We start from the raw sequence: 24,649 nt of genomic DNA, 5'->3' as shown, positions 1-24,649 counted from the left end.
AGGGGGCGACGGAAGGGGCTGGAGTTCTAGATGAACTTCTGGCCGGCCAGGAACTCGGCCAGCTGCTTGCCGCCCTCGCCCTCGTCCTTGACGATCGTGCCGGCGGTGCGGGCCGGACGCTGCGCGGCGGAGTCCACCGCGGTCCAGGCGCCCTCCAGGCCGACCTCTTCCGCCTCGATGCCGAGGTCGGACAGGTCCCAGGACTCCACCGGCTTCTTCTTGGCGGCCATGATGCCCTTGAAGGACGGGTAGCGGGCCTCGCCGGACTGGTCGGTCACGGAGACCACCGCGGGGAGGGAGGCCTGGAGCTGCTCGCTCGCGGAGTCGCCGTCGCGGCGGCCGCTGACGGTGCCGTCCTCGACCTTGAGCTCGGAGAGCAGGGTGACCTGCGGGACGCCCAGGCGCTCGGCGAGGATCGCGGGGAGCACGCCCATGGTGCCGTCGGTGGAGGCCATACCGGTGATGACCAGGTCGTAGCCGGCCTTCTCGACGGCCTTGGCCAGGACCAGCGAGGTGCCCATGACGTCGGTGCCGTGCAGGTCGTCGTCCTCGACGTGGACCGCCTTGTCGGCACCCATGGAGAGCGCCTTGCGCAGGGCGTCCTTGGCGTCCTCCGGACCGACGGTCAGGACGGTGATCTCGACGTCGTCGTCCGACTCCTCGGAGATCTGCAGCGCCTGCTCGACGGCGTACTCGTCGAGCTCCGACAGCAGGCCGTCCACATCTTCGCGGTCGACCGTCAGGTCATCGGCGAAGTGCCGGTCGCCGGTGGCGTCGGGCACGTACTTCACACAGACAACGATCCTCAGGCTCACGCCGGCTCTCCTACTGCATCGTCTTTTCAGGTGCTGCCTTATGCAGGCAGCATAGGCGCCTTGTCGGCCGTCTCCCGGTCGGGGCGGCCCGCGCTCCGACCGAAATGTTACTCGTCAGTACAGCGTGCGTTTCACCAGGTTGCAAGGCTGTTCGACTGTGACCTTGCCAACGGGGACGGACGGGACGATTCAGTCGCGCAGCGCGTTGAAGCGACCCTGGTGGTACAGCAGTGGCCGTCCTTCCCCGCTCGGGTCGCCCGCAACCGCTTCCGCGATCACCACCCGGTGCGCGCCCGCCGGCACCCGGGCGACCACCCGGCACACCAGCCAGGCCAGCACCCCGTCCAGCAGGGGCACTCCGTGCGGCCCGGTCCGCCACCGGGTCCCGGCCCCGAACCGGTCGGCCCCGCTGCGGGCGAAGAGCCCGGCGAGCTCCCGCTGGTGCTCGCCCAGGACGTGCACGCCCACGTGGTCGGAGGCGGCGAGGGCCGGCCAGCTGGAGGAGCCGGTGCCGATGGAGAAGGAGAGCAGCGGCGGGTCGGCGGAGACGGAGTTGAGCGAGGTCGCGGTGAAGCCGGCGGGCCGGCCGCCGTCCGCGGCGGTGATCACCGCGACTCCGGCGGCGTGCTGCCGGAAGACCGAGCGGAGCAGTTCGGGCGAGCCCTGCTGGGTGGTGCCGAGTACGGGCGGCGCCGTCATCTGGATGTCCTTCTCTTCGTACCGCGTTCCGCCAGCCTGGCGATCACCCGAGTGCCGCGTCAAGCGGGTGCCGCCAGATGTCAGCGGCATCACTCCCGGTACCGGTGTGCGCACCGGCTCGTGCGCTTCCCCTCCGGTCCGCGCGGCCGGGCGGCGGCCGCTCATACGGCCGCGCCCAGCGCCGCGATCACGTCGGCCTTGCGGGGCATGCCGACGGCTCGGCGGACGATCCGGCCGGCGGAGTCCAGGACCAGTACGGTCGGGGTCTGCTCGACCCCGAGGGCCCGGGTCAGGTCCAGCCGCTGCTCGGCGTCGATCTCCACGTGGGCGACGCCCTGGACCATCCCGGCGACCTCGGCGAGGATCCGTCGGGTGGCCACGCAGGGCCGGCAGAAGGCACTGGAGAACTGCACCAGGGTGGCCCGCTCCCCGGGCCGCGCCCCGAGTTCCGCCGCGCCCAGCGCCGGCCCCGGCTCGTCCGTCCGCACGTGTGCTCCCCCTCTGTCCCGCAGGTGTACGGCTGTTGCCCACGGTGGTGCGAGCGCCTGCGGGGGCGCACGGCATTCCCGGCGTGACGAGAATCTCGCCCGCCGGGGGCGTCCGGGCTGGCCAGATGGGCAGGTTTGGGGCACGATCCCCCATGCCACGTAACCTACGTCGGCGTAACTTGTTCGACAAAGGGACCTTCGCACGATGGCTGAGCTCGTCTACCCGCCGGTGATCGGCGCCGCCCACACGCTCTTCAAGACGCTGGACATCCGGATCGACATGAAGGGCACGGAGCACATCCCGAGGCAGGGCGGGGCGGTGCTGGTCTCGAACCACATCGGGTACCTGGACTTCATCTTCGCGGGGCTGACCGCGCGGCCCTCGAAGCGCCTGGTGCGGTTCATGGCCAAGGAGTCGGTGTTCCGGCACAAGGTGTCGGGCCCCCTGATGCGCGCGATGAAGCACATCCCGGTGGACCGCAAGCAAGGTGAGGCCGCCTACCAGCAGGCGCTGGACGCACTGCGCGGCGGGGAGATCATCGGCGTGTTCCCGGAGGCCACGATCTCGCAGTCGTTCACCCTCAAGAGCTTCAAGTCGGGCGCGGCGCGGATGGCCCAGGAGGCCGGCGTCCCGCTGATCCCCGTGGCGCTGTGGGGTACCCAGCGGCTGTGGACCAAGGGCCGGCCGAAGAACCTGCGCCGCAGCCACATCCCGGTGACGATGCGGGTGGGCGAGCCGATCGAGGCGCCGACCGACCAGTACGCGGGCGCGATCACCCGGCGGCTGCGCGGGCGGGTGCAGGAGCTCCTGGACTCGGCGCAGCGCGCCTACCCGCACCGCCCCAAGGGGACCGAGGACTCCTGGTGGCTCCCGGCGCACCTGGGCGGTACGGCGCCCACCCCGCAGCAGGTGAAGGAGGCCGGCGCCTCCTGAGCCCCACGGCGCCCGCCCCAGGCCGAACCACAGCACCGAGCACAGGCCCGTCCCGCCGTCGGCGGGGCGGGCCTGTGCCGTCGTCCGGCGGCGCGGCTGTGCCATCCGTCCGGCGGCGCGGACCTCAGCCGCCGTCCCGCGGCGCGTCCGCGGCGGCCCGGCGGCGGTGGGCGGCGACCCTCGCGCGGGTGGCGCAGGACGTGGAGCAGTAGCGGCGGGGGCTGCCCGGGCCGGTGCCGAGGAAGTAGCGGCCGCAGCCCGCGGCCGGGCAGGCCCCCCAGGCCACCCGGCCGTGCGCGCTGAGGAGTTCGGCCAGGGCGAGGGCGCCGGCCGCCAGGAACCAGTCGCCCCACCCGGAGCCCTCGCGGTCGGCGTGCAGGTGCCAGGGGTGACCGTCGTGACTGCTGAGGCGGGGGCGGGCGGCGCATTCGTCGAAGACGGCGTTCAGCGCGAGGGCGGCGCGGTCGGTGTCCGTCTCCGCGAGCACGGCGCCCATCCGCCGCGCCGCCGCCCGCAGTTCGGCGGCGTCAGCCTCGGTGAAGGCCCCCTCCCCGAGGTCACCGGGGTGCTCCCCGTGCCGGGCGAGCAGGGCGGCCAACGTGTCGCGCGGGGCCTCGGGGTCGTTACGGACGGCCTCGGCGAGGTCGACCAGCCGGGCCGCGGGGTGGAAACCGTTCACCCCGCTAATGTAACGTCTTTCGTCATGATGGCGTTACATGGACTCGGCCGTTACCTGGCGGCGGCGCTCGCCGGACGGTTCGCCTCGGAGGGCGTCGGTATCGCGCTGGTGCTGCTCGCGCTGGAGCGCACGGGGGACGCCGCCTACGGGGCGTTCGTGCTCACCGCGTGGCTGGCCCCGCACGTGCTGGCCGCTCCGGCGGCCGGCGCCCTCGCGGGCCGGGTGCGGCGGCCGCGGCTCCTCCACGTCGGTTCGCTGGCCGGTTTCGCGGCCGCGGTGGCCGCGCTGGGCGTGCTGACCGGCCGGGCCCCGACGCCGGTGGTGCTGGCGGTGGCGGTGGCCGGCGGGTGCTGCGGGCCGATGGTGACGGGCGGGATGTCCAGCCTGCTGGCCGGCCTGGTGCCGGCCGGTCCCCGGCTCGACCGGGCGTACGCCTGGGACGCGTCGACGTACAACGCCGCCGCGGTGACGGCCCCCGGCATCGTCAGCCTGGTCGCCGCCACGGGTTCGGCGGCGCCCGGCATGGTCCTGCTGGCCGGCGCGGGCGCGCTGGGGGCCGTACTGGCGGCCACCCTGCCGTACGCCGCCCCGCGGACCGGTCCGGGGCGGTCCGGGGGCGCGGGGCTGGGCGCGGGGCTGGCGGCGCTGTGGCGGGTGCCGGAACTCCGTGCCATCACCGGGGCCACCACGGTGGCCTTCGCCGGGATCGGGGCGTTGACGACGGTGGCCGTGCTGTTCGCGACGCGGCTGGGCAGCCCCGGCGCCGGCGGCCTGCTGATGACCGCCTTCGCCCTCGGCGCGCTGTGCGGCTCGCTGGGCCTGGCCCGGCTCTCGCGGACCCGGGCGTTCGACCCGGGGCGGCTGGCGCGCTGGTCGCTCGCGGCGACGGGGCTGGCGCTGGCCGGGGCCGCGGCCGCCCCGGCGCTGCCCGTGGCGGCGGCCGCGTTCGCGCTGGCCGGGCTGTGCGACGGGCCGCTGCTGACGGCGACCCTGCGGATCCGCGCCGGTTACGCGCCGGAGCGGGTGCGGGCCCAGGTGTTCACGCTCGGGGCGGGCCTGAAGCTGACGGCGGCCTCGGCCGGGGCGGCGCTGGTGGGTGTGGCCGCGCAGGCCCCTCCCCGGCTGCTGCTGCTGGCCGTGGCCGTGCTCCAGTTGCTGGCGGCCGTGCTGCACCTGTCCGTGCGCCCGGGGTACGCAGCGGTGCGGTCAGAGCCGGGTGGGGAGGTTCCGCCAGAGCTCGGCCCGGTCCGCGGACCGCTGGAGGGCGGTGAGCGCGGCCGGGTGCGGGGCGGCGTGGAGGACGGGGTAGTCGACCTCTCCTAGTTCGGGGCGCACCGGGAAGGCCAGGTGTTCCCGGTCGAGGGAGAATCGGGCGTCGACGCCGGGCTTGTTGCCGCGGGGGTCGAGCCGGGCCCAGTCCGATCGGCCGGGCAGGAGTACGGCGACCAGGCCGTGGACGGCGGGGTCGCTGCCGTCGTCCTCGGTGAGCCGCTGGTAGCACAGGGCGGTGGGGATGCCGCGGGCCCGCAGCAGGGCGGCGAGGGCGTGGGACTTGGCGTAGCAGATGCCGTTGCGGGTGGCGAGGACGTCGGAGGCGCGCCAGCTGACCCGCGGGTCGCCGGTGTCGGCGGAGTGCCGGACGGTGTCGCGGACGTACTCGAACGCGGCCTCGGCGTACGCGTACGCGTCGCCGGTGGCGAACCACAGGGCTTCGGCGGTCTCGCGGACCAGGGGGTGCGCGTGGTCCACGGCCTCGTCGGCGGCGAGGTACGCGGACAGGTCGGAATGCTCCTGGATCAGTTCCATGATCCAGGAGCATACCTATGCGACCTAACGCATGACTATCGAGTTGGCGGAGTCACGACCGCACGACTCGGACCGACTCGGACCGACTCGGACCGACCCGGACCGACCCGGCCGGCTCAGCGGGCGATCTCTTCCTTCAGCGCCTGGAGGAAGCCGTCCACGTCCTCGATCTGCGTGTCGAAGCCGCACATCCAGCGCACGTCGCCGGCCGCCTCGTCCCAGAAGTAGAAGCGGTAGCGCTGCTGCAGGCGGCGGGAGACCTCGTGCGGCAGCCGCGCGAAGACGGCGTTCGCCTGGACCGGGTAGAGGATCTCCACCCCGTCGACCTCACGGACGCCGGCCGCGAGCCGCTGCGCCATCTCGTTGGCGTGCCGGGCGTTGCGCAGCCACAGGTCCTTGGCCAGCAGGGCCTCCAGCTGCACCGAGACGAAGCGCATCTTCGAGGCGAGCTGCATGGACATCTTGCGGACGTGCTTCATCTGCCGGACGGCGTCCGGGTTGAGGACCACCACGGCCTCGCCGAAGAGCATGCCGTTCTTGGTGCCGCCGTACGACAGCACGTCCACGCCCACCGTGTTGGTGAACGACCGCATCGGCACGTCCAGGGAGGCCGCGGCGTTGGCTATCCGGGCACCGTCGAGGTGCACCTTCATGCCGAGGCCGTGGGCGTGCTCGCAGATCGCCCGGATCTCGTCCGCCGTGTAGACCGTGCCCAGCTCGGTGTTCTGGGTGATCGACACGACCTGGGGCATGGCCCGGTGCTCGTCCTCGAAGCCCCAGGCCTCCTGGTCGATCAGCTCGGGGGTGAGCTTGCCGTCCGGGGTAGGCACGGCCAGCAGCTTGATGCCGGCCATGCGCTCCGGGGCGCCGCCCTCGTCCACGTTGATGTGGGCGGTCTTCGCGCAGATCACCGCGCCCCAGCGGTCGGTCATCGCCTGGAGGGCGGTGACGTTCGCGCCGGTGCCGTTGAACACCGGGAAGGCCTCCGCGTACGGGCCGAAGTGGCTGCGGATGACCTTCTGCAGGTGCTCGGTGTACTCGTCCTCGCCGTAGGCGACCTGGTGGCCGCCGTTGGCGAGGGCGATCGCTTCGAGGACCTCCGGATGCGCTCCCGCGTAGTTGTCGCTCGCGAAACCGCGCACCGCCGGATCGTGGTGCCGGCGGGCGTCGGTCCTTACGGTTGCGGGGTGAGCCACAGACGCGTTCCGTTCACTTCCGAGGCGGACCGCTCCCAGACGCCGGCGATGGCCTCGGCCAGCTCCTTGACGTCGGTGAAGCCCGCGAACTTCGCATTGGGACGCTCGGCGCGCATGGCGTCGTGCACCAGTGCCTTGATGACCATGATCGCAGCCGCGGCCCTGGGGCCCTCCTCGCCCCCGGCCTTGCGGAAGGAGTCGGCCATCGCCAGCGTCCACGCCTCGGCGGCCGCCTTGCCGGCGTTGTACGCGGCGTTGTTCGCCACCGGCTTGTGCGCGCCGGACTGGCTGATCAGCACGTAGCGGCCGTTGGCGCTGCGCATCAGGGCGTCGTGGAAGGCGATCGAGGTGTGCTGGACCGTACGGATCAGCAGCTTCTCCAGGAAGTCCCAGTCCGCGAGGTCGGTCTCGGTGAAGGAGTTGCTGCCCCGCCAGCCGCCGACCAGGTGGACCAGGCCGTCGATGCGGCCGTACTCCTTCTCGGTCCGGGCCGCCCACTCCTTGGTGGCGTCCAGGTCGAGCAGGTCCACGGTGTCGCCGGTGACGGTCGCGCCGCCGTGGGCGTAGCGGGCCGCGTCCACGGCCTCGGCGAGCCGGGCCGGGTCCGCGTCCGCGGCGACCACGGTGGCGCCCGCCTCCGCGAGGCGGAGCAGGGTGGCGTGGCCGGCCGGGCCTCCGGCCCCGGCCACCGCCACCACCGCTCCGCTGAGGTTCCCGTTCCCGTTGCCGTTCCCGGAGCCGTTCATCTCGTAAGCCTCCTGAGGGCGAGGGCTCACGCGGCAGCCCGCTCGGTGTCGGCGTTCTGCGCGGTGATCCCCTTGGTGGAGGCGATCACTCCCTTGAGCTTCTTGGCGAGCGCCTCAAAGAACATGCTGAGCGGAAACTCGTCGGGAAGCACGTCGTCCACGAGCTTGCGCGGCGGCTGCGTCAGGTCGAGGGCGTCGGGGCCCTTCGCCCACTTGGAGCCCGGGTGCGGGGCGAGGTAGGTGGAGACCAGCTCGTAGGCCTTGAACCAGTGGACCAGCTTGGGGCGGTCGATGCCGTCGCGGTACAGCTTCTCGATCTCGGCGCACAGCTGGTTGGTGATCTCCGGGGCGCGCTGCCAGTCGATCTTCAGCTTGTTGTCGGTCCACCGCACCACGTCGTGCTTGTGCAGGTAGGCGAAGAGCAGCTGGCCGCCGAGGCCGTCGTAGTTGCGGACCCGGTCGCCGGAGAGCGGGAAGCGGAACATCCGGTCGAAGAGCACCGCGTACTGCACGTCGCGGCCGTGGACGTTGCCCTCGGCCTCCAGCTTCACGGCCTCCTTGAAGGCGGTGAGGTCGCAGCGGAGCTCCTCCAGGCCGTACATCCAGAACGGCTGGCGCTGCTTGATCATGAACGGGTCGAACGGCAGGTCGCCGTGGCTGTGGGTGCGGTCGTGGACCATGTCCCACAGGACGAAGGCCTTCTCGCAGCGGTCCTGGTCGGTGATCATCGCGGCGATGTCCTCGGGCAGCTGCATGCCCAGGGTCTCCACGGCGGCCTCGGTGACCTTGCGGAAGCGGGCGGCCTCGCGGTCGCAGAAGATGCCGCCCCAGGTGAAGCGCTCGGGGGCCTCGCGGACGGCGATGGTCTCCGGGAAGAGCACCGCGGAGTTGGTGTCGTAGCCCGCGGTGAAGTCCTCGAAGGTGATGCCCAGGAACAGCGGGTTGTCGTAGCGGGTGCGCTCCAGCTCGGCGAGCCACTCGGGCCACACCATGCGCAGGGCGACGGCCTCCAGGTTGCGGTCCGGGTTGCCGTTCTGCGTGTACATGGGGAACACGACGAGGTGCTGGAGGCCGTCCTCGCGCTGCGCGGCGGGCTGGAAGGCCAGCAGGGAGTCGAGGAAGTCGGGCACCTGGAAGCCGCCCTCGGCCCACTTGCGCAGGTCGCCGACGAGGGCCTGGTGGTAGGCGGTGGCGTGCGGGAGCAGCGGGGAGAGCTCCTCGACCGCGTCGATCACGCGCCGGACGGCGTCCGCGGCGTCGGTGCGCGCGGGGGCGCCCTCGGCCTCGAAGTCGATCGAGCCGTCGGCGGACTGCCAGACGCGGATCTCCTCCACGGCGGCCTTGAGCGCGGGCCACGCCGGGTGGTCCACCACCCGCGACCCGGCGGTTATTGCGGTTCCGCCGACGCCCGGCACAAGAGTTTCCGTCATGTCACTTCCTCCACAGGAGAACCTCACGTCAAGACAGCGTATGCGTGCGAGGCTCTCCTGCTCAAGAGGAGAGTCAGGAAATTATCCTGCGACACCCCCCGGTCCACCGGAATTCTTCCCGTCGGACACGGTGGAAGCGATGGCTCCGCCCAGTCGCGCCAGTGCGGCCCGCGCCTGCGGCAGCGCCCGGGAGGCGGCGAGGAACCCGTGGGGGACGTCCGGGTGCGCGTCGAGGGTGGAGGGGACCCCGCACGCCCGCAGCAGCAGGTGGTACGCCCGGCCCTCGTCGTGCAGCGGGTCGCACCCGGCGACCACCACATGGGCCGGCGGCAGCAGTGCCAGCTCCTCCCTGGCGGCGTTCGGCGGCGAGGCCAGCGGGTCGGCGCCGTCCCCCGACGGGCCGAGGTACTGCCGCCAGAACCAGCGCATGTGGGCGGCGGTGAGGTAGTAGCCCTCGGCGTACAGCCGGTACGAGGCGGAGTCCGCGGCGGCGCTCAGCGCGGGGTAGACCAGCGCCTGGAGGGCGGCCCGCGGCCCCCCGCGCCGCACGGCCAGCAGCGCGGCGGCCGCGGCGAGGTTGCCGCCGGAGCTGTCGCCGGCCAGGACCAGCGCGCCGGGGTCGCCGCCCAGGCCGCCCGCGTGCGCCGCGGCCCAGCGCAGTACGGCGTACGTGTCCTCGACGGCGGCGGGGAAGGGGTGCTCCGGGGCCCGCCGGTAGTCCACCGACACCGCGACGGAGCCGGAGGCCCGCACGAGGTGGCGGACGGTGGTGTCGTGGGTGTCGAGGTCGCAGAGGACGAAGCCGCCGCCGTGGCAGTACACCACCGTGGGCCGCGGGCCGGGCCACCGCGCCGGGTCGGGCCGGTAGATCCGCACCGGGACCGGGGCCGCCCCCGGCGGGCCGGGCACGGTCCGGTCCGCCACCGCCCCGACCGGGGGCGGCTCCCCCGGCGTGCGGGGCGCGGCCGCCAGGATGCGCCGGGCCTCGGCGGCGTCGGTGACGCTGCCGCCGACGTCGGGGAAGACGGCGGCGAGGCCGTCCGCGAAGAGCCGTGCGGCGGGGTGGAGGCGGTCCTCGCCGAGGGGGCGGCGGGGGCCGGTCCCCGCCCGCTCCGGGTGGGCCGCGGTCACGACGGGCCCCCGCCCCGGAAGTGCGGGATGACCTTCTCGCCCCACTGCCGGAGCGTCTCCAGGCAGGCCTCCTGGGGCACGGTGCCCATCTGGACCAGGCACATGACCTCGTCGGCGCCGGCCGCGCGGAGCCGTTCGACGTGGGCGATCGCGTCGTCGGCGCCGCCGTAGGCGTGGTCGGCGTTGAAGGTGGCGGTGGAGGTGGGCCGGACCGGGATGGCCTGCTCGTTCAGCCGGGCCACCACCTGTTCGGCGGCGCGGCGCATCTCGGCCGCCTCGTCGGCGCCGGCGACCACCGCCTCGTCGGGGACGCCCGCTCCCCCGTACCAGTGGCCGATCGACTGCGCGAAGAAGCGCTGGCCGCGTACGCCGATCCGGCGGGCCTCCTCCGGGTCGTCGAGGACGACGGTGGGGCAGAGCACCGAGAAGTGGTCGTTGACCGCGGTGGAGACGAAGCGGCTGCCGTCCCGGCCGGCCACCGCCGCGTCGTAGACGGACCGCATCGAGGCGACGGACTCGGGCCCGGCGAAGCCCATCACGAGCGCGCCGATGCCGAACTCGGCGGCCTGCACGAGGGTCTCGGCGCGGCTGCAGGCGAGGAACAGCGGCGGGTGCGGGGTCTGGGCGGGCCGGGGAAGGATCGGGTGCGGGTCGATGTCGAGGAGCTCTCCGTGGTGCTCCAGCTCCTCCTCCTGCCAGGCCCTGCCGATGATCCGCAGGGCCTCCTCGACCTCCTGGGCGGTGCGTTCCCGGTCCACCCCGCACAGGGAGGTCTCCTGCTCGGTGCCGCCGCGGCCGGCGCCGAGGTCGAGCCGGCCGCCGGAGAGCAGGTCGAGCATGGCTGCGCGTTCGGCGACGCGGACGGGGTGGTTGAAGTTGAACGGCATGCACACGACGCCGTGGCCGATGCGTATGGTCGTGGTCCTGGCCGCCACGAAGCTGAGGAACACTTCCGGGGCGCTCATGTGGCTGTACCACTTCAGCGAGTGGTGTTCGACGGCCCAGATGCGGTCGAAGCCCATGCGCTCGGCCAGCACGGCCTGCTCGACGCAGTCTCGGATGACCTGGTGTTCGCGCTCGACGGTGGGGTCGGCCAGCTGGGCCTCGAAGATCACGGAGAATTTCACGGTGCCTCCAGGGTTGCGTCCCGGGTCCGGTCTCACTTCAATTCGAAATATGACTAGTCGTCACATGCCGAAGAAGCAAGACCTTCCGCCGACCGCGTGGGCGGTGCTCGGCCTGCTCTCGTTCCCCGGGGCCCGCACCGGTTACGAGCTGAAGAAGTGGGCGGACTCCTCGCTCCGCTTCTTCTACTGGTCGCCGGCGATCAGCCAGATCTACTCGGAACTGCGCCGCCTGGAGGCGCTCGGCTACGCCGGCTCCGAGCGGTCCGGATCCGAGGAGGCGCGGGCCAAGCGGCGGTACTCCATCACCGCCGAGGGCCGCGCGGCCCTGGCCGAGTGGGCGGCGGGCACAGCGGACGCCGGGCCGGTCGTGCTCAAGCACGGGCTGCTGCTCCGGGTCTGGATGGGGCACCTGGCCGAACCGGAGCGGCTGCGGGAGATGGTGCGGGAGCACCAGCAGCGCACCCGGGCCGAACTGGCCGCCGTACGGGAGGCCTCGGCGCAGGCGGCCGCGGTGGAGGAGTGGGCCTTCCCCGCGCTGGCGCTGCGCTGGAGCGAACGTCAGCACCTGGCGGAGCTGGAGCTGGCCGAGGCCCTGCTGGCGGACCTCGACGCCCTGGGGCCGGTGGGCGCGGACGCGAAGGACCACCCTGGACCGGAGGTCGAGGTCGAGGGCGGCGGCGGACGGGCGGGTCAAGGCCGTGGGGACGCGCCCACCCCCGGGTGACACGGCGGAGGCCGCCGGGGCGCGCGGGGCCGCGGCGGGAACCGGCCGTACGGCCTCCGGGGCCCTGCACGACCGGTCACATCGCGCGGTCGGCGCACTACGATGCGTCCTCACCCGCGCGGTTCGGTCGGGACACCGGGCCGTCGCCGGGAGCCGCCGTCGACGGAAGCGAGAGAACCTTGACTTTCCTCACCATCGGTCACCGCGGGGTCATGGGTGTCGAACCGGAGAACACGCTCCGGTCGTTCGTCCGCGCGGAACGTTCCGGCATGGACGTCATCGCGCTGGACGCGCAGCTCAGCAAGGACGGCGCGCTCGTCGTCCTGCACGACCCGGAGGTGGACCGCACCACGGACGGATCGGGCGCGGTCGCCGACCTCACCCTGGCCGAGCTCCGCGAGCTCGACGCGGGGCTCGGAGAGCGCGTGCCGGTCCTGGAGGAGGTACTGGACGCGGTCCGGGCCCCCTTGCAGATCGGCATCCAGGACCGGGCCACCGCCGAGGTGCTGACCGGGTTCCTGCTGCGCCGCGACCTCACCGGGCGGGTGGAGGTGGCCTCCGCCCACGACGCGGTGCTCGCGGAGACCGCCCGGCTGGCCCCGGGGCTGCGGACCGTGCTGACCGCGGGCCGTTACGGCGAGGACGTCGTGGACCGGGCGCTGGCCGTCGGTGCGGAAACGGTCGCTCTGGACATCCGCCGGCTGACGCTGGAGACGGTGGAGTCCGCGCACACCGCGGGTCTGCGGGTGACCGGCTGGACGGTGAACACGCAGGAACAGCTGCGGCTGGTCCGCGCGCTCGAACTGGACGGGGCGGCCACGGACTTCCCCGAGATCCGGATCACCGGCCGGTTCACGGCCTGAGCCGGAGCGGGGGCGCTCCGGCGGAGCGCTCCGCCGGGGCGGCTCACAGGTCCTTGACGAGCAGTTCGAAGGCCAGGTCGTCACGGCGCGGCTTGCCGAACCGCTCGTCGCCGTACGGGAAGGGACTGAGTTCGCCGGTGCGGCGGTAGCCCCGCCGCTCGTAGTAGGCGATGAGCTCGTCGCGGACGTTGATCACGGTCATCCGCATCTCCTTGGCGCCCCAGTCGGCGCCGGCCCGGCGCTCGGCCTCGGCCAGGATCTCCTTGCCGAGGCCGGCGCCCTGGAGTCCGGGCCGGACGGCGAACATGCCGAAGTAGGCGTGGTCGCCGCGGTGTTCGAGCTGGCAGCAGGCGACGAGTTCGCCCTCCCGCTCCACCACCAGCAGCACGGAGTCGGGCGTGCCGATCACCTGGCGGACGCCCTGGGGGTCGGTCCGCTGCCCGTCGAGGTAGTCCGCCTCGGTGGTCCAGCCGGCCCGGCTGGCGTCGCCGCGGTAGGCCGACTCCACCAGCTCCACCAGGGCCGGGACGTCCGCCTCGACGGCGTTGCGGAAGGTGAGTGCGGCGGGCGCGGACATGGGCGGCTCCGTTCGGGCGTTCGGCACGGCTGACCGCAGCCTAACCCGGGCGGCGTGCCCGCCCGGCGGGACGGGCATCTCTTCGGACAGACGCCGTCGCACCGGGAGGTCCGCTCGTGCACCACTCCGGCACCGTCACGCCCCTGCTCCCCTGGCTCCTGGTCGCGTTGTGCGCGGTGAGCGGCGGGTACTGCCTGCTGAGAGTGCGGGGCTCGGCGGGGCGGGCCGACGCGGTGATGGGTCTGGGAATGGCGGTGATGGCGCTGCCGCTCGCCGGGGGCGGGCACCGGCTGGCGCCGGTGCTGGGCGTGGTGTTCGCGGCGGCCTCGCTGCACGCGGTGTGGCTGCTGCGGGACGGCCCGGGGCACGCCCACCACCTGGTGGGCTCGCTGGCCATGGTGTACATGGCGCTGTGGACGGGGGTGCCGTGGCTGACCGGGGCGCTGCTGCTGTACTACGCCGGGTACGTGCTGCGGGGCGGGGCGCGGCTGGCCGAGGGCCCGGCGGCGCTGACGCGGGCGTGCCGGCTGGCGATGGGGCTGGGGATGTTCTCGATGCTGCTGCTGTGAGGGGGGCGTCCTGCGGACGTGGGCTGCGTCACCAAAACGGCCGGGACGTACCGGCAGGTAGCCGCTCGCTCATAGGGTGGCGTCCATGATGGTCCCCGCCGTTCTGCTGCTGCTCGGCGCCCTCATCGCGGTCCTGGCGCCGCGTCTGCTGGGGCGGGCCGAATGGTCCGAGCGCGAGCCCGTGGTGGCCTTGTGGGTGTGGCAGTGCGCGGTGGCCTCGGTGCTGCTGTGCCTGGCCCTGTCGATGGTGTTGAGTGCCGCGGCCGCCTGGCAGGCGGTGCGGGGGCGGCTGTTCGCGCCCGCGCCGAGCGGGGTGGTGGAGGCGTACGCGCTGGGCGGCAGCGGCCCGTGGGCCGCCGTGACGGCCCTGCTGCTGGCGGGCGGCGCGCTGTGGACGGCGGCGGTGCTGGGCCGGGAGGTGCTGCGGGCGCGCGCCCGGCGGCGGGCCCAGGACGGTGAACTGCTGCTGCGGGCACCGCTGTTGCCCGGGGAGGATCCGGCCGGGGTGCGGCTGGTGCTGCTGGAGGGGGAGCGGCCCGACGCGTGGTGGCTGCCCGGGTCCGCGCCGCGGCTGGTGGTGACCACGGCCGCGCTGCGCCGCCTGAAGGGCCGGCAGCTGGACGCCGTGCTGGCGCACGAGCAGGGGCACGCGGCGGCCCGGCACGACTGGCTGCTGCAGTTCTCGGCGGCCCTGTCGGGGGCGTTCCCCCGGGTGCCGGTGTTCGCGGCGTTCCGGGACGGCATGCACCATCTGGTGGAGCTGGCCGCGGACGACGTGGCCTCGCGCCGGTTCGGGCGGCTGACGACCGCGCTGGCGCTGGTCGGGCTGAACGAGGACCGCGGGGTGTTCGGGCCCGGCGCCGCCCCGCAGGCGCACGTACCGCAGCGGGTGCAGCGGCTGCTGGCGGCCACGCCGCGGCTGCCCGCCACCCGCCGGCTGGGCCTGACGGCCACGGCCGCGCTGGTGCCGGCGGTGCCCGTGCTGGTGGCCCTCGTACCCGGGCTGTCGGCGCTGTCCTGAGGGTCCGGGCGGTTACGGCGGCCGATCGGTGCAAGGATCCGGAGTATGGAAATCCGGAATCTGCGGAACGGAGGGCGGTGGTGGCGGGCCGGCGTGGGCTGCGCGCTGCTGGCCGCCCTGCTGACGGTACTGGTGGCGCTCCGGTGGCATCCGGTGCTCCGCTACGACGGTCTGGTGGCCCGCGCCCTGCACGCGCAGGCCCACGCCCATCCGGAGCTGACGGCGCTGAACCGGCTGCTCAGCGACTGGGTGTGGGACCCGTGGACGATGCGGGCGCTGCTGGCGGTGGCGTGCGGCTGGCTGTGGTGGCGGGGCGAGCGGAGACTCGCCGGATGGTTCCTGCTGGCCGTGGCGGCCGCGGCGGTGGTGAGCCAGGGGGTGAAGGCCGCGGTGGGCCGGGAGCGGCCGGTGTGGGCGGACCCGGTGGACACGGCGTCCTACGCCGCCTACCCCTCCGGGCACGCGCTGACCGCGACCGTGGTCTGCGGGCTGCTGCTGTGGCTGGCGAGCGGGTCGGGGGCGGGCCGGGCCGGCCGGTCGGGCCGGGCGGGCTGGGTGACCGGGGCGGCCTGGGCGGTGGCCGCGGTCTCGGTGCTCGGCGTCGGGTTCACCCGGGTGCTGCTGGGTGTGCACTGGCCGTCCGACGTGGTCGCGGGCTGGCTGCTGGGCGCGGTGCTGGTCGCGTTCGTGGCGCTGGCGGCGAGCCGGCGGGCGCCGGTCGCGGAGCCCGCGCGCGACCAGGATCGGAGCCGCAGCCAGGAGCGGAGCCGGGTCCGCTGAACCGGGACCGGACGCGCCGGCGGGCAGGGCGGCGCGCACCGGCGCTCGGCGATCCCCCGCGTCGCCGAGCACCGGTGGGCCGGTGCGCTGAGTATATTGGCTCAGAGCCAGTCAACGCAGGAGCAAGCATGTCCCCGCGCAGCGCATCGGTCAATGAAGAATTGCGGAGACGCTCCAAAGAGCGCTTGCTCCAGGCCACGGTCGAACTCGTGGCCGAACGCGGGTACGAGGCGACGACCCTCGGCGCCATCGCCGACCGGGCGGGCGCGGCCCGCGGGCTGATCTCGTACTACTTCCCCGGCAAGCGGCAGCTGCTCCAGTCCGCGGTGCACCGCCTGATGCACCGGACCCTGCAGGAGGCGCTGGAGCGCGAGCCGCGCACGGAGGACGGGCGGGAGCGGCTGGCCCGGGCGATCGACGCGATCCTCGGGCTGGCCCGGGACCAGCCCGTGCTGATGCGCACGCACATGGCGGGCATCCTGCAGGCCGAGGGGTTCGTGCAGTGCCCGGAGCAGCAGCGGCTGGCGGAGCTGCTGCGGGACACGGTCGCGCGGTACGGGTCGCCGGATCCGGAGTCGGACTACCCGATGCTGCGGGCGCTGCTGATGGGCGCGGTGTTCGCGGTGCTTCTGCCGGGGGCGCCGATGCCGGCCGCCCGGCTGCGGGAGGAGCTGTTCCAGCGCTACGGGCTGGAACCGGGGATGGGTGTGCCGCCGGACGGGGCGGGCCCGCCCGGCGGATCGGTTCCCCTGAGCGGGGACTGACGCCCTACCGGTCGTACTCGGGCTGGGTCTGGACGTTCAGCCGGTCCAGCCGGACCCGCGCGGCGCTGTCGGTGCGGCGGTCGTCGATCCGCAGCACGTCGAGGCCCTTGGTGATGTCGTTCGAGTAGATGTGCCCGTTGTAGTAGTAGGTGGACCAGGCGCCGCCGAAGTCGAGTGCGGCCGGGTCGACCGGGCCGCGCTCGAAGAAGGCGATCTCGTGGGGCCGGGTGGAGTCGGTGAAGTCCCAGACCGACAGGCCGCCCTGGTACCAGGCCTGGACCATGATGTCGCGGCCGCCGCCGACGGGGATCAGCGAGCCGTTGTGGGCCACGCAGTTCTCGGTGTCGGCCTGGTGCCGCGGGATCTTGAAGTAGCTGCGGAAGACCAGCTCGCGCTGGTCGCCCCGGCCGGTGATGTCGTAGATGCCGTTGGCACCGCGGTCGGGGCCGGTGGCCGCGTTGCAGGTGGCACCGACGCCACCGCCGAGCTCGTCGGTGAACACCACCTTGTTCGCGCGCTCGTTGAAGGTGGCCGAGTGCCAGAACGCGAAGTTGACGTTGTCCTGGACCCGGTCGATGACCCGCGGCCGCTCCGGCCGGCTGATGTCGAAGAGGATGCCGTCACCCATGCAGGCGCCGGCCGCCAGGTCCTTCGAGGGCAGCACGGTGATGTCGTGGCAGCCGCTGGTCCGGGTGACCCCGGGGTTGGTGGGCGCGCCCGGGTTGCCGCCGTCCGGGAAGAGGACGGGGAAGCCGACCACGGCGGCCCGGGTGGGTTCCTTCTTGGGGACCTTGATCACGGAGATGCCGTCGTGCGGCGGCTTGCAGTCCGGGAATGCGTCGTTGGGCGAGTACGAGGAGACGTACACGTAGATGTCGCGGCCGCCCGGCACCAGCGTGTGGGTGTGCGAACCGCAGGCCGTCTCCACGGACTTGACGTACCTGGGGTTCTCCTTGTCGCTGATGTCGAAGATCTTGACGCCCTCCCACGAGGACTTCTCGGTGGCGGGCTGCGAGACGCTGTTGCACGAGTCGTCGCTGCGCGAGGAGTCGGTGGAGAGGAAGAGCAGGTCGCCGGAGACCGAGATGTCGTTCTGGCCGCCCGGGCAGCGGACCTGGGTGACGGTCCTGGGCGCCGCCGGGTCGGCGATGTCGTAGATGGTGAAGCCGTCGTAGCTGCCCGCGTAGGCGTACCGGCCCTGGAAGGCGATGTCGGTCTCGATGCCGTCGGGGTTGGTGCTGGGGACGTTCGCGAGGTGCCTGATGTTGGGGCTGTGGACGATCCCGTCCTGGCCCGGGACAGCGGGCGCGCCGCTGCCGGCGGTCCGCGCGCCCGGGGATCGTTGCAGGTCTCCGGGGTCCGGGGTGGCGGCCGCCGGGCCGGCGGCCAGGAGCGCGGCGAGGAGGCCGACTGCCGCGGCGGCTGCCGCTGCCACCGCCCTCGGGCTCCCTGGTCGCACACGGGTGTGGTGCGTCGAGGTCAACTTGCCCTCCCTATGGGTCCGTTCAGCCGTTCCTGGTGGGAACGGAACCTGGACGCGGGCAGTATCGTCCTTTCCATGGACATGGCAAAGGGGTCTCATCGCCGTTCCGGGTGGGCGGCCGTCGCCACCGCGTGCGTCCTCGTCCTCGCCGGGTGCCAGGAGGAGGAGCGGAGCGACGCCGGCGGACCCCGGGTCGTCGCCCCCGGCAGGCCCGGCGAGCCCAACCGCACCCTCTCCCCCGAACAGGCCGCCAGGGAGCGTCCGGACGACAGCCCCAACGGCGCCGACTTCGCCTACGTGCAGCGGATGATCGAGCACCACCGGCAGGCGCTGACCATGAGCGCGCTGGCCCCCGACCGGGCCTCGGCCGAACCGGTGAAGCGGCTCGCGCAGCGGATCGCGGCGGCCCAGCGGCCGGAGATCGCGGCGATGGAGGCCTGGCTGGCCCGTCACCCCGCGCCCGGCGGCGGCCACGGCGCCGGGCACGGCCACGACCACGCGTCGATGCCCGGCATGGCCACCGGGGCGCAGCTGGACCAGCTCCGGGCGGCCCGTGGCGCGGACTTCGACCGGCTCTTCCTGAGCCTGATGACCGCCCACCACCAAGGGGCGGTGACCATGGCCGGCGAGGCCCTCTCCGGTGGGAACAACGTGGCCGTGGAGGAGATGGCGAACGAGGTGGTGGCCCAGCAGACCTCCGAGATCGAGCGGATGCGGGCGCTGGCGGCCGCCGGCGGGGCCGTGTCGACGGGCTGACGCGCCGGGGCGTCGGTGGCATCCTGGGATTCACCTCCGAAAAGGAGTTCCGCCGTGCTTCGAGTCGCCGTCGTCGGTTCCGGCCCGAGCGGGGTCTACGCCGCCCAGACCCTGGTCCAGCAGCGCGAGGTACCGGGCGTGCTGGTCGACGTACTGGACCGGCTGCCCGCACCGTACGGCCTGGTCAGATACGGGGTGGCCCCCGACCACGAGAAGATCAAGTCCCTCCAGGGCAACCTCCGCGCGGTGCTGGAGGACGAGCGGATCCGCTTCCTGGGCAACGTGGAGGTCGGCGGGCCGGCGCTGCCGACCGGCCGGCTGCTGGAGCTGTACCACGCGGTGGTCTACTGCGTGGGCGCCGCCCGGGACCGGATGCTGGACGTCCCCGGGGAGGATCTGCCCGGGGTGCACTCGGCCACCGCCTTCGTGAACTGGTACAGCGCTCACCCCGACGCCGAGGCGGAGGACTTCGCGCTGGCCGGGGTCCGCTCGGCGGTGGTGGTCGGAGCGGGCAACGTGGCGGTGGACGTGACCCGGATGCTGGCCCGGGGCGAGGCCGAGCTGCGGGCCACCGACATGCCGCAGCCGGCGCTGGGGGCGCTGGCCGGCAGCGGGGTGCGCGAGGTGGCGATGGTGGCCCGGCGCGGGCCCTCACAGGGCAAGTTCACCACCAAGGAGCTGCGCGAGCTGGGCACGCTGCCCGGCGTGGACCCGGTGGTCGACCCGGCGGAGCTGGCCCTGGACCCCGCCTACGCCGATCCGCGGGCCCCCCTGCCCGCCGTGAACCGGCGCAACGTCGAGGTGCTGCGGAGCTGGGCCGCCGCCCCCGCCGGGGGCGGCGGCCGGCGGATCGCGCTGCGGTTCTTCCTGCGCCCGGTGGAGGTACTGGCCGGGCCGGACGGGCGGGCGGCCGGGGTGCGGTTCGAGCGGACCCTGCCGGACGGCCGCGGCGGCGTCACCGGCACCGGCGCGTACGAGGACGTCGAGGCACAGCTGGTGCTCCGCTCGGTGGGGTACCGGGGGGTCGCGCTCCCGGGGCTGCCGTTCGACGCGGCCCGCGGCACCGTGCCGCACGCCGCGGGCCGGGTGCTGCGCGCGGGCCGGGCCTCGGTGGGCGAGTACGTGGCGGGCTGGATCAAGCGCGGCCCGACCGGGGTGATCGGCACGAACCGGCCCTGCGCCAAGGAGACGGCGTCGGCCCTGCTGCAGGACGCGCCGGCCCTGGCCCGCCGGGAGCTCCCCGGCGATCCGCTGACGGCCATGCGGGCGGCCGGGCTGCTGCACCCGGTGGAGTGGACGGGCTGGCAGGCGATCGAGCGGGCGGAACAGGAGCTGGGCGGTTCGCTGGGCCGCCGTTCGGTCAAGATCCCGGACTGGCCGGGGCTGCTGGGCGCGGCCGGGGTGCCGGTCAGCCGGTGAGGCGGCCCTGTTCGGCGTCGGCGGCGGACAGCACGCTGTCCAGCAGGCCGGGGAAGAGGGCGTCCAGCTCGTCCCGGCGGAGGCCGTTGAGCTTGGCGGTGCCCCGGTAGGCCTGCCGGACCACGCCGCTCTCGCGCAGCACCCGGAAGTGGTGGGTGGTGGTCGACTTGGTGACGGGCACCTCGAAGTCGGAGCAGGCGAGTTCCGACGCGGCGGTGGCCAGTTCGCGCACGATCGACAGCCGCACCGGGTCGGAGAGGGCGTGCAGCACCTCTTCGAGGCGGATCTGTCCCGGCTCGGGATGGGCGAGCGCACGGCCGGTGTCGCGGTCGGTCATGTCCCGTCAACTCCGTTCGGTCGTCGCCACTGCTGCCCGTCCATCCTACGAGGCGCCCAACCGGGCCCCGAGCCCCGGCCCCGGAGCCCCGAGCCCCGGACCCCGAGCCCGGACCCGGAGCCGCGGACCCGGAGCCGCGGGCCCGGGGCCCCGAGCCCGCGCCGCCCGCGGTCAGGCCCGGGCGTACTGCCCGGGGGTGCGGATCGCGGCGCCCAGCTCACGGGCGGCGCGCCGGGCCCAGTACGGGTCGCGCAGCAGCTCCCGGCCGAGCAGGACGGCGTCGGCCTCGCCCCCGGCCAGGACCTTCTCGGCCTGGACGGGCTCGGTGATCAGGCCCACGGCGGCGGTGGCCAGGCCCGCCTCGGCCCGGACACGGGCGGCGAACGGCACCTGGTAGCCGGGTCCGGTCTCGATCCGGGCATCGGGTGCCAGGCCACCGCTGGAGACGTCGAGCAGGTCCACGCCGTGGTCCTTGAGCAACCCTGCCAGCCGGACGGTGTCGTCGGCCGTCCAGCCCTCCGCGCCCAGCCAGTCGGTGGCGGAGACGCGGAAGAAGAGGGGGAGTCCGGCGGGCCAGACCTCGCGGACCGCGTCGACGACCTCCAGGGCGAAACGGGTGCGGTTCTCGAAGGAGCCGCCGTAGGCGTCGGTGCGTCGGTTGCTGCGCGGGGAGAGGAACTCGCCGATCAGGTAGCCGTGGGCGCCGTGGATCTCCACCACCTCGTAGCCGGCCGCCAGGGCCCGCCGGGCGGCGGCCGCGAAGTCCCCCACCACCGTGCGGATCTCGGCGGGCGTCAGCTCGCGGGGCACCTGGTGGCCGGGGCCGAACGCCAGCGGGCTGGGGGCGACCGGGCGCCAGCCGTGCTCCCCGGGGCCGACCGGTCCCCCGCCCTCCCAGAGGCGGCCGGTGGAGGCCTTGCGGCCGGCGTGGCCGAGCTGGATGCCCGGGACGGTGCCCTGTTCCTTGAGGAAGCCGGTGATCCGGCGGAGCGCCCGCAGCTGGGTGTCGTTCCACAGGCCCAGGTCGTAGGGCGAGATCCGGCCTTCCGGCGAGACCGCGGTGGCCTCCTGGAGGATCAGGCCGGTGCCGCCGGCAGCGCGGGCCGCGTAGTGGGCGAAGTGCCAGTCGTGGGCGACTCCCGCCGCTTCTCCGGCGGGTTCGGCGCAGTACTGGCACATCGGGGCCATCCACACCCGGTTGGGTGCGGTGACCGAACGCAGCCGGTACGGCTCGAAGAGGGTGGCACTCATGTTCGGGCTCTCCCTGGTCTGGGTCGGTGCCGCGGAAGCGTGCTGCGGAATGCCGCAGGACCGGACCGGTCCCCGGCTCGTACGAGGATCACCGTACTACGAAATCAATCGTAGTACGAGAGTTCTCGTACCAATGGCGTCCGGACCACCATGCCAGGAGGACTCGCCACCCGGAGGTGCCGCCATGACCGAACTGCTGCTGCTCGTGGGCACGCGCAAGGGCCTCTTCATCGGCCGCCGGAACAACGGCGGGCCGTGGGAGTTCGGCGGTCCGCACTTCAACGCCCAGGCGGTCTACGCGGCCGCCGTCGACCGGCGCGGCCCCGTCCCGCGGATCCTGGTCGGCGGGGACAGCTCGCACTGGGGCCCTTCGGTGTTCACCTCCGACGACCTCGGCGCGACCTGGCAGGAGCCCGCCCGGCCCGCGGTGCGGTTCCCCGGGGACACCGGCGCCTCCCTGGAGCGGGTCTGGCAGCTGCACCCGGCCGGCCCGGAGGCCCCGGACGTCGTGTACGCGGGCACCGAGCCGGCCGCGCTGTTCCGCTCGGCCGACCGCGGCGAGTCCTTCGAACTGGTCCGGCCGCTGTGGGAGCACCCCAGCCGCCGGGACTGGGCGCCCGGCGGGGGCGGCGAGGGCCTGCACACGGTGCTCACCGACCCGGCCGACCCCGGCGCCCTGACCGTGGCGGTCTCCGCGGCCGGGGTGTTCCGCAGCACCGACGGCGGGGCCGCCTGGTCCCCGTCCAACAGCGGGGTGTCCGCGGTCTTCCTGCCCGACCCGCAGCCCGAGTTCGGCCAGTGCGTGCACAAGCTCGCCCGGGACGCCGGCGACCCCCGCCGGCTCTACCTGCAGAACCACTGGGGCGTCTACCGCAGCGACGACGGCGGCCGCGCATGGACCGACATCGGCGCGGGGCTCCCCTCCGACTTCGGCTTCGCCGTGGCCGCCCACCCCCACCGCCCGGACACCGCCTACGTCTTCCCGCTCAACGCCGACTCCGACCGGGTGCCGGCCGGGCACCGCTGCCGCGTCTTCCGCACCTCCGACGCCGGCGCCACCTGGGAACCGCTGACCTCGGGGCTGCCCTCCGGCGACCACTACGGCACCGTGCTGCGCGACGCCATGTGCACCGACGACGCCGACCCGGCGGGCGTGTACTTCGGCAACCGCAACGGCGAGCTCTACGCCAGCGCGGACGACGGGGACAGCTGGCGACTGCTCGCCGAACACCTGCCGGACGTCCTCTGCGTACGGGCGGCGGTGATCGGCCACTAGAGTGACGGTCCGTGGCACCACGACCCTTGCACGAGATCGTAGAACCCGGCTGGGCCAAGGCCCTCGAACCGGTGGCCGGGCACATCGCCGCGATGGGCGACTTCCTGCGCGCCGAGATCGCGGCCGGCCGCCGGTACGTCCCCGCCGGCGCCGACGTGCTGCGCGCCTTCCAGCAGCCCTTCGACGAGGTGAAGGTCCTCATCGTCGGACAGGACCCCTACCCCACGCCCGGGCACGCGGTGGGGCTTTCCTTCTCGGTGGCGCCCGAGGTGGACCCGATCCCGCCCAGCCTGGACAACATCTTCCTGGAGATGCACCGCGACCTGGGCACCGGTCGCCCGCTCAACGGTGACCTCACCCCCTGGACCCGGCAGGGGGTGCTGCTGCTGAACCGCTCGCTGACCACGGCCCCGCGCCGCTCCAACGCCCACCAGGGCAAGGGCTGGGAAGCCGTCACCGAGCAGGCCATCCGGGCGCTGGCCGCCCGCGGCAAGCCGCTGGTCTCCATCCTCTGGGGGCGCGCCGCCCGCAACCTGCGGCCGCTGCTCGGCGAGCTCCCCGTGGTGGAGTCCTCCCACCCCTCCCCCAAGTCCGCCGACTACGGGTTCTTCGGGTCGCGGCCGTTCAGCCGCACCAACGACCTGCTCGCCCGGCAGGGGGCACGGCCCGTGGACTGGCGGCTGCCCAGCGTCAGTTGAACGTATCTGAAATTCACCGGATAAATACGGACAGATGCCTCCGGCCTTCACCCTGGCCGAACCGCCGGGCCGGTACAACCAGTAGCATGCGGCCGCATGAGCACCCCCACTGGGCCTGCGAACGGCCTGCCCGTACGAATGCCGCGACCCCGCCCGAGCGGACGGCACCGCCGTCCTGAGCCCGCGGTGGCGCCCGAGAACGCGCCCGCGCTGGTGCTCGCCGTACCCGGGGTCCCGTCGTCCGCCTCGCGCGCGCTGGCGGAGGAAGTCCTCAGCATCGGGCGCTCGGAGCTGCCCGGTCTGGACGCCCGGGTCGGCTACCTCGACGGCGGGGTGCCGGACGAGGAGGGGAACCCGGAGTTCCCGTCGCTGACCACCGTCCTGGACGCCGTCGTGGCCGAGCGGGCCGCGCGCGCCGAGTTCGCCCGGGCAGCCGGGCAGGAGGTGCCCGAGCCGACCGGCCCGGACGCCGTGGTGGTGCCGCTGCTCGCCGGCCCCGACGGCGACCTGCTGCGCCGGACTCGGCAGGCGCTGATGGACTCGGCCGCCGCCGCCGAGCTGACCGACGTGCTCGGTCCGCACCCGCTGCTCGCCGAGGCCCTGCACGTGCGCCTGTCCGAGGCCGGGCTGGCCCGCGCGGACCGGGCGCGGCTGTTCACCGTGGCCACCGCCGCCGACGGCATCATCCTGGCCACCACCGGTGGCGAGGAGGCCGTGCAGGCGGCCGGCATCACCGGCATGCTGCTGGCGGCGCGCCTCGCCGTTCCGGTGATCGCGGCCGCGCTGGACCAGGAGGGTTCGGTGGCCGCGGTCGCCGAGCAGCTGCGCGGCGCGGGTTCGGCGCAGCTGGCGCTGGCCCCGTACCTGATCGGGCCGGAGGCCACCGACGGCCTGCTGGACACCGCCGCCAAGGAGGCCGACTGCGCCGCGGCCGAGGTGCTCGGGGCCTACCCGGCGCTCGGCAAGCTGGCGGTGGCCCAGTACGCGGCCGCCCTGGGCATCCCGCAGGGCGCCTCCGCGCGCTGACGCCCGTCCGTTCCACCACCGGGGCCCGCCTTCCACGGGGAGGCGGGCCCCGGC

The 24,649-nt window shown here is 74.1% G+C and carries 27 protein-coding genes; 13 read left to right on the top strand and 14 right to left on the bottom strand.

The window, feature by feature from the left end; translation table 11 throughout:
- Positions 1-26: 26 nt before the first annotated feature.
- The 3 genes from ACFY61_RS11875 to ACFY61_RS11865 form a co-directional block, all read right to left on the bottom strand.
- Positions 27-815, bottom strand: coding sequence for an electron transfer flavoprotein subunit beta/FixA family protein (locus ACFY61_RS11875; RefSeq protein WP_389470235.1), 789 nt, complete (start codon positions 813-815; stop codon positions 27-29).
- A 189-nt stretch (positions 816-1,004) separates the two neighbouring features.
- On the bottom strand, positions 1,005-1,514 hold the full coding sequence (locus tag ACFY61_RS11870; protein ID WP_389470232.1) for a flavin reductase family protein: 510 nt from the start codon (positions 1,512-1,514) through the stop codon (positions 1,005-1,007).
- A 161-nt stretch (positions 1,515-1,675) separates the two neighbouring features.
- Positions 1,676-2,002: a TlpA family protein disulfide reductase gene (locus ACFY61_RS11865; RefSeq protein WP_389470229.1), complete on the bottom strand. Its 327-nt coding sequence runs from the start codon at positions 2,000-2,002 to the stop codon at positions 1,676-1,678.
- Between the two features lie 205 nt (positions 2,003-2,207).
- On the opposite strand from ACFY61_RS11865, the gene ACFY61_RS11860 reads away from it, so the two are divergent.
- Complete coding sequence (locus tag ACFY61_RS11860; RefSeq protein WP_389470227.1) at positions 2,208-2,936, top strand: lysophospholipid acyltransferase family protein; 729 nt, start codon at positions 2,208-2,210, stop codon at positions 2,934-2,936.
- 124 nt (positions 2,937-3,060) lie between these two features.
- Here the strand turns inward: ACFY61_RS11860 and ACFY61_RS11855 are convergent, their stop codons facing one another.
- Positions 3,061-3,615 (bottom strand): CGNR zinc finger domain-containing protein, encoded by a 555-nt coding sequence (locus tag ACFY61_RS11855; RefSeq protein WP_389470225.1) that lies wholly within the window; start codon positions 3,613-3,615, stop codon positions 3,061-3,063.
- 24 nt (positions 3,616-3,639) lie between these two features.
- Here ACFY61_RS11855 and ACFY61_RS11850 point away from each other — a divergent pair, with 24 nt between their 5' ends.
- Complete coding sequence (locus ACFY61_RS11850) at positions 3,640-4,938, top strand: MFS transporter (RefSeq protein ID WP_389470222.1); 1,299 nt, start codon at positions 3,640-3,642, stop codon at positions 4,936-4,938.
- On the opposite strand, the gene ACFY61_RS11845 is transcribed toward ACFY61_RS11850, so the two are convergent.
- The 6 genes from ACFY61_RS11845 to ACFY61_RS11820 form a co-directional block, all read right to left on the bottom strand.
- Positions 4,822-5,421: a transglutaminase family protein gene (locus ACFY61_RS11845; RefSeq protein ID WP_389470221.1), complete on the bottom strand. Its 600-nt coding sequence runs from the start codon at positions 5,419-5,421 to the stop codon at positions 4,822-4,824. The genes ACFY61_RS11850 and ACFY61_RS11845 overlap by 117 nt on opposite strands.
- Before the next feature lie 116 nt (positions 5,422-5,537).
- A complete protein-coding gene (locus tag ACFY61_RS11840; protein ID WP_389470218.1) occupies positions 5,538-6,617 on the bottom strand; it encodes a threonine aldolase family protein in 1,080 nt (359 codons plus the stop codon).
- Positions 6,596-7,363 carry an SDR family NAD(P)-dependent oxidoreductase gene (locus tag ACFY61_RS11835; RefSeq protein WP_389470216.1) on the bottom strand — a complete coding sequence of 256 codons (768 nt, stop codon included), beginning with the start codon at positions 7,361-7,363 and terminating at the stop codon, positions 6,596-6,598. The genes ACFY61_RS11840 and ACFY61_RS11835 overlap by 22 nt, the downstream gene beginning before the upstream one ends.
- A gap of 26 nt (positions 7,364-7,389) precedes the next feature.
- Positions 7,390-8,793, bottom strand: coding sequence for a DUF6421 family protein (locus ACFY61_RS11830; RefSeq protein WP_389470214.1), 1,404 nt, complete (start codon positions 8,791-8,793; stop codon positions 7,390-7,392).
- Between the two features lie 81 nt (positions 8,794-8,874).
- Positions 8,875-9,924, bottom strand: coding sequence for an alpha/beta hydrolase (locus tag ACFY61_RS11825; protein WP_389470211.1), 1,050 nt, complete (start codon positions 9,922-9,924; stop codon positions 8,875-8,877).
- On the bottom strand, positions 9,921-11,051 hold the full coding sequence (locus ACFY61_RS11820) for an LLM class flavin-dependent oxidoreductase (protein ID WP_389470208.1): 1,131 nt from the start codon (positions 11,049-11,051) through the stop codon (positions 9,921-9,923). Before ACFY61_RS11820 ends, ACFY61_RS11825 begins: the two co-directional genes overlap by 4 nt.
- A 49-nt stretch (positions 11,052-11,100) precedes the next feature.
- On the opposite strand from ACFY61_RS11820, the gene ACFY61_RS11815 reads away from it, so the two are divergent.
- Both ACFY61_RS11815 and ACFY61_RS11810 read left to right on the top strand, forming a co-directional pair.
- On the top strand, positions 11,101-11,775 hold the full coding sequence (locus ACFY61_RS11815; RefSeq protein WP_389470205.1) for a PadR family transcriptional regulator: 675 nt from the start codon (positions 11,101-11,103) through the stop codon (positions 11,773-11,775).
- Between the two features lie 179 nt (positions 11,776-11,954).
- Positions 11,955-12,638: a glycerophosphodiester phosphodiesterase gene (locus ACFY61_RS11810; RefSeq protein ID WP_389470202.1), complete on the top strand. Its 684-nt coding sequence runs from the start codon at positions 11,955-11,957 to the stop codon at positions 12,636-12,638.
- Between the two features lie 43 nt (positions 12,639-12,681).
- Here the strand turns inward: ACFY61_RS11810 and ACFY61_RS11805 are convergent, their stop codons facing one another.
- Complete coding sequence (locus ACFY61_RS11805; protein ID WP_389470200.1) at positions 12,682-13,215, bottom strand: GNAT family N-acetyltransferase; 534 nt, start codon at positions 13,213-13,215, stop codon at positions 12,682-12,684.
- A 116-nt stretch (positions 13,216-13,331) separates the two neighbouring features.
- Here ACFY61_RS11805 and ACFY61_RS11800 point away from each other — a divergent pair, with 116 nt between their 5' ends.
- From ACFY61_RS11800 to ACFY61_RS11785, 4 genes are all read left to right on the top strand, one after another.
- Entirely contained in the window at positions 13,332-13,784 is a 453-nt protein-coding gene (locus tag ACFY61_RS11800; RefSeq protein WP_389470198.1) for a DUF5134 domain-containing protein, read from the top strand.
- A gap of 85 nt (positions 13,785-13,869) precedes the next feature.
- Complete coding sequence (locus tag ACFY61_RS11795) at positions 13,870-14,805, top strand: M56 family metallopeptidase (RefSeq protein ID WP_389470196.1); 936 nt, start codon at positions 13,870-13,872, stop codon at positions 14,803-14,805.
- Positions 14,806-14,850: 45 nt separating this feature from the next.
- Complete coding sequence (locus ACFY61_RS11790; RefSeq protein ID WP_389470193.1) at positions 14,851-15,585, top strand: phosphatase PAP2 family protein; 735 nt, start codon at positions 14,851-14,853, stop codon at positions 15,583-15,585.
- A gap of 128 nt (positions 15,586-15,713) precedes the next feature.
- A complete protein-coding gene (locus ACFY61_RS11785) occupies positions 15,714-16,349 on the top strand; it encodes a TetR/AcrR family transcriptional regulator (protein WP_389470191.1) in 636 nt (211 codons plus the stop codon).
- 4 nt (positions 16,350-16,353) lie between these two features.
- Here the strand turns inward: ACFY61_RS11785 and ACFY61_RS11780 are convergent, their stop codons facing one another.
- Positions 16,354-17,832 carry an LVIVD repeat-containing protein gene (locus ACFY61_RS11780; protein ID WP_389470188.1) on the bottom strand — a complete coding sequence of 493 codons (1,479 nt, stop codon included), beginning with the start codon at positions 17,830-17,832 and terminating at the stop codon, positions 16,354-16,356.
- A 75-nt stretch (positions 17,833-17,907) separates the two neighbouring features.
- Between ACFY61_RS11780 and ACFY61_RS11775 the strand changes: the two genes are divergently transcribed.
- Positions 17,908-18,588: a DUF305 domain-containing protein gene (locus ACFY61_RS11775; protein WP_389470187.1), complete on the top strand. Its 681-nt coding sequence runs from the start codon at positions 17,908-17,910 to the stop codon at positions 18,586-18,588.
- Between the two features lie 54 nt (positions 18,589-18,642).
- Entirely contained in the window at positions 18,643-20,007 is a 1,365-nt protein-coding gene (locus tag ACFY61_RS11770; RefSeq protein WP_389470184.1) for an FAD-dependent oxidoreductase, read from the top strand.
- Here the strand turns inward: ACFY61_RS11770 and ACFY61_RS11765 are convergent.
- Together ACFY61_RS11765 and ACFY61_RS11760 are read right to left on the bottom strand one after the other, a co-directional pair.
- Positions 19,997-20,344, bottom strand: a complete 348-nt coding sequence (locus tag ACFY61_RS11765; protein ID WP_389470182.1) for an ArsR/SmtB family transcription factor — start codon at positions 20,342-20,344, stop codon at positions 19,997-19,999. The two genes, ACFY61_RS11770 and ACFY61_RS11765, sit on opposite strands and share 11 nt — an antisense overlap.
- Positions 20,345-20,515: 171 nt before the next feature.
- Positions 20,516-21,595: an NADH:flavin oxidoreductase/NADH oxidase gene (locus ACFY61_RS11760; protein WP_389470180.1), complete on the bottom strand. Its 1,080-nt coding sequence runs from the start codon at positions 21,593-21,595 to the stop codon at positions 20,516-20,518.
- Positions 21,596-21,779: 184 nt separating this feature from the next.
- Here ACFY61_RS11760 and ACFY61_RS11755 point away from each other — a divergent pair, with 184 nt between their 5' ends.
- From ACFY61_RS11755 to ACFY61_RS11745, 3 genes are all read left to right on the top strand, one after another.
- Entirely contained in the window at positions 21,780-22,871 is a 1,092-nt protein-coding gene (locus ACFY61_RS11755; protein WP_389470178.1) for a WD40/YVTN/BNR-like repeat-containing protein, read from the top strand.
- A gap of 11 nt (positions 22,872-22,882) precedes the next feature.
- Positions 22,883-23,569, top strand: coding sequence for a uracil-DNA glycosylase (locus ACFY61_RS11750; protein ID WP_389470177.1), 687 nt, complete (start codon positions 22,883-22,885; stop codon positions 23,567-23,569).
- Between the two features lie 96 nt (positions 23,570-23,665).
- Positions 23,666-24,595, top strand: coding sequence for a hypothetical protein (locus ACFY61_RS11745; RefSeq protein ID WP_389470174.1), 930 nt, complete (start codon positions 23,666-23,668; stop codon positions 24,593-24,595).
- Positions 24,596-24,649: the final 54 nt, after the last annotated feature.

Origin of the sequence: Streptomyces sp. NPDC012888, assembly GCF_042900645.1 — a bacterium.
Classification (GTDB): domain Bacteria; phylum Actinomycetota; class Actinomycetes; order Streptomycetales; family Streptomycetaceae; genus Streptomyces.
The sequence above is the reverse complement of the archived record's forward strand: the minus strand, read 5'-3'. Positions and strand labels throughout refer to the sequence as shown.

What these genes read in the sequence shown, in the direction of transcription:
- ACFY61_RS11775 (WP_389470187.1), top strand. Translation starts at nt 17,908, where the DNA reads ATGGACATGGCAAAGGGGTCTCATCGCCGTTCCGGGTGGGCGGCCGTC.
- ACFY61_RS11745 (WP_389470174.1), top strand. Translation starts at nt 23,666, where the DNA reads ATGAGCACCCCCACTGGGCCTGCGAACGGCCTGCCCGTACGAATGCCG.
- ACFY61_RS11870 (WP_389470232.1), bottom strand. Translation starts at nt 1,514, where the DNA reads ATGACGGCGCCGCCCGTACTCGGCACCACCCAGCAGGGCTCGCCCGAA.
- ACFY61_RS11835 (WP_389470216.1), bottom strand. Translation starts at nt 7,363, where the DNA reads ATGAACGGCTCCGGGAACGGCAACGGGAACGGGAACCTCAGCGGAGCG.
- ACFY61_RS11850 (WP_389470222.1), top strand. Translation starts at nt 3,640, where the DNA reads ATGATGGCGTTACATGGACTCGGCCGTTACCTGGCGGCGGCGCTCGCC.
- ACFY61_RS11795 (WP_389470196.1), top strand. Translation starts at nt 13,870, where the DNA reads ATGATGGTCCCCGCCGTTCTGCTGCTGCTCGGCGCCCTCATCGCGGTC.
- ACFY61_RS11785 (WP_389470191.1), top strand. Translation starts at nt 15,714, where the DNA reads ATGTCCCCGCGCAGCGCATCGGTCAATGAAGAATTGCGGAGACGCTCC.
- ACFY61_RS11760 (WP_389470180.1), bottom strand. Translation starts at nt 21,595, where the DNA reads ATGAGTGCCACCCTCTTCGAGCCGTACCGGCTGCGTTCGGTCACCGCA.
- ACFY61_RS11805 (WP_389470200.1), bottom strand. Translation starts at nt 13,215, where the DNA reads ATGTCCGCGCCCGCCGCACTCACCTTCCGCAACGCCGTCGAGGCGGAC.
- ACFY61_RS11755 (WP_389470178.1), top strand. Translation starts at nt 21,780, where the DNA reads ATGACCGAACTGCTGCTGCTCGTGGGCACGCGCAAGGGCCTCTTCATC.
- ACFY61_RS11830 (WP_389470214.1), bottom strand. Translation starts at nt 8,793, where the DNA reads ATGACGGAAACTCTTGTGCCGGGCGTCGGCGGAACCGCAATAACCGCC.
- ACFY61_RS11845 (WP_389470221.1), bottom strand. Translation starts at nt 5,421, where the DNA reads ATGGAACTGATCCAGGAGCATTCCGACCTGTCCGCGTACCTCGCCGCC.
- ACFY61_RS11765 (WP_389470182.1), bottom strand. Translation starts at nt 20,344, where the DNA reads ATGACCGACCGCGACACCGGCCGTGCGCTCGCCCATCCCGAGCCGGGA.
- ACFY61_RS11815 (WP_389470205.1), top strand. Translation starts at nt 11,101, where the DNA reads ATGACTAGTCGTCACATGCCGAAGAAGCAAGACCTTCCGCCGACCGCG.
- ACFY61_RS11790 (WP_389470193.1), top strand. Translation starts at nt 14,851, where the DNA reads ATGGAAATCCGGAATCTGCGGAACGGAGGGCGGTGGTGGCGGGCCGGC.
- ACFY61_RS11860 (WP_389470227.1), top strand. Translation starts at nt 2,208, where the DNA reads ATGGCTGAGCTCGTCTACCCGCCGGTGATCGGCGCCGCCCACACGCTC.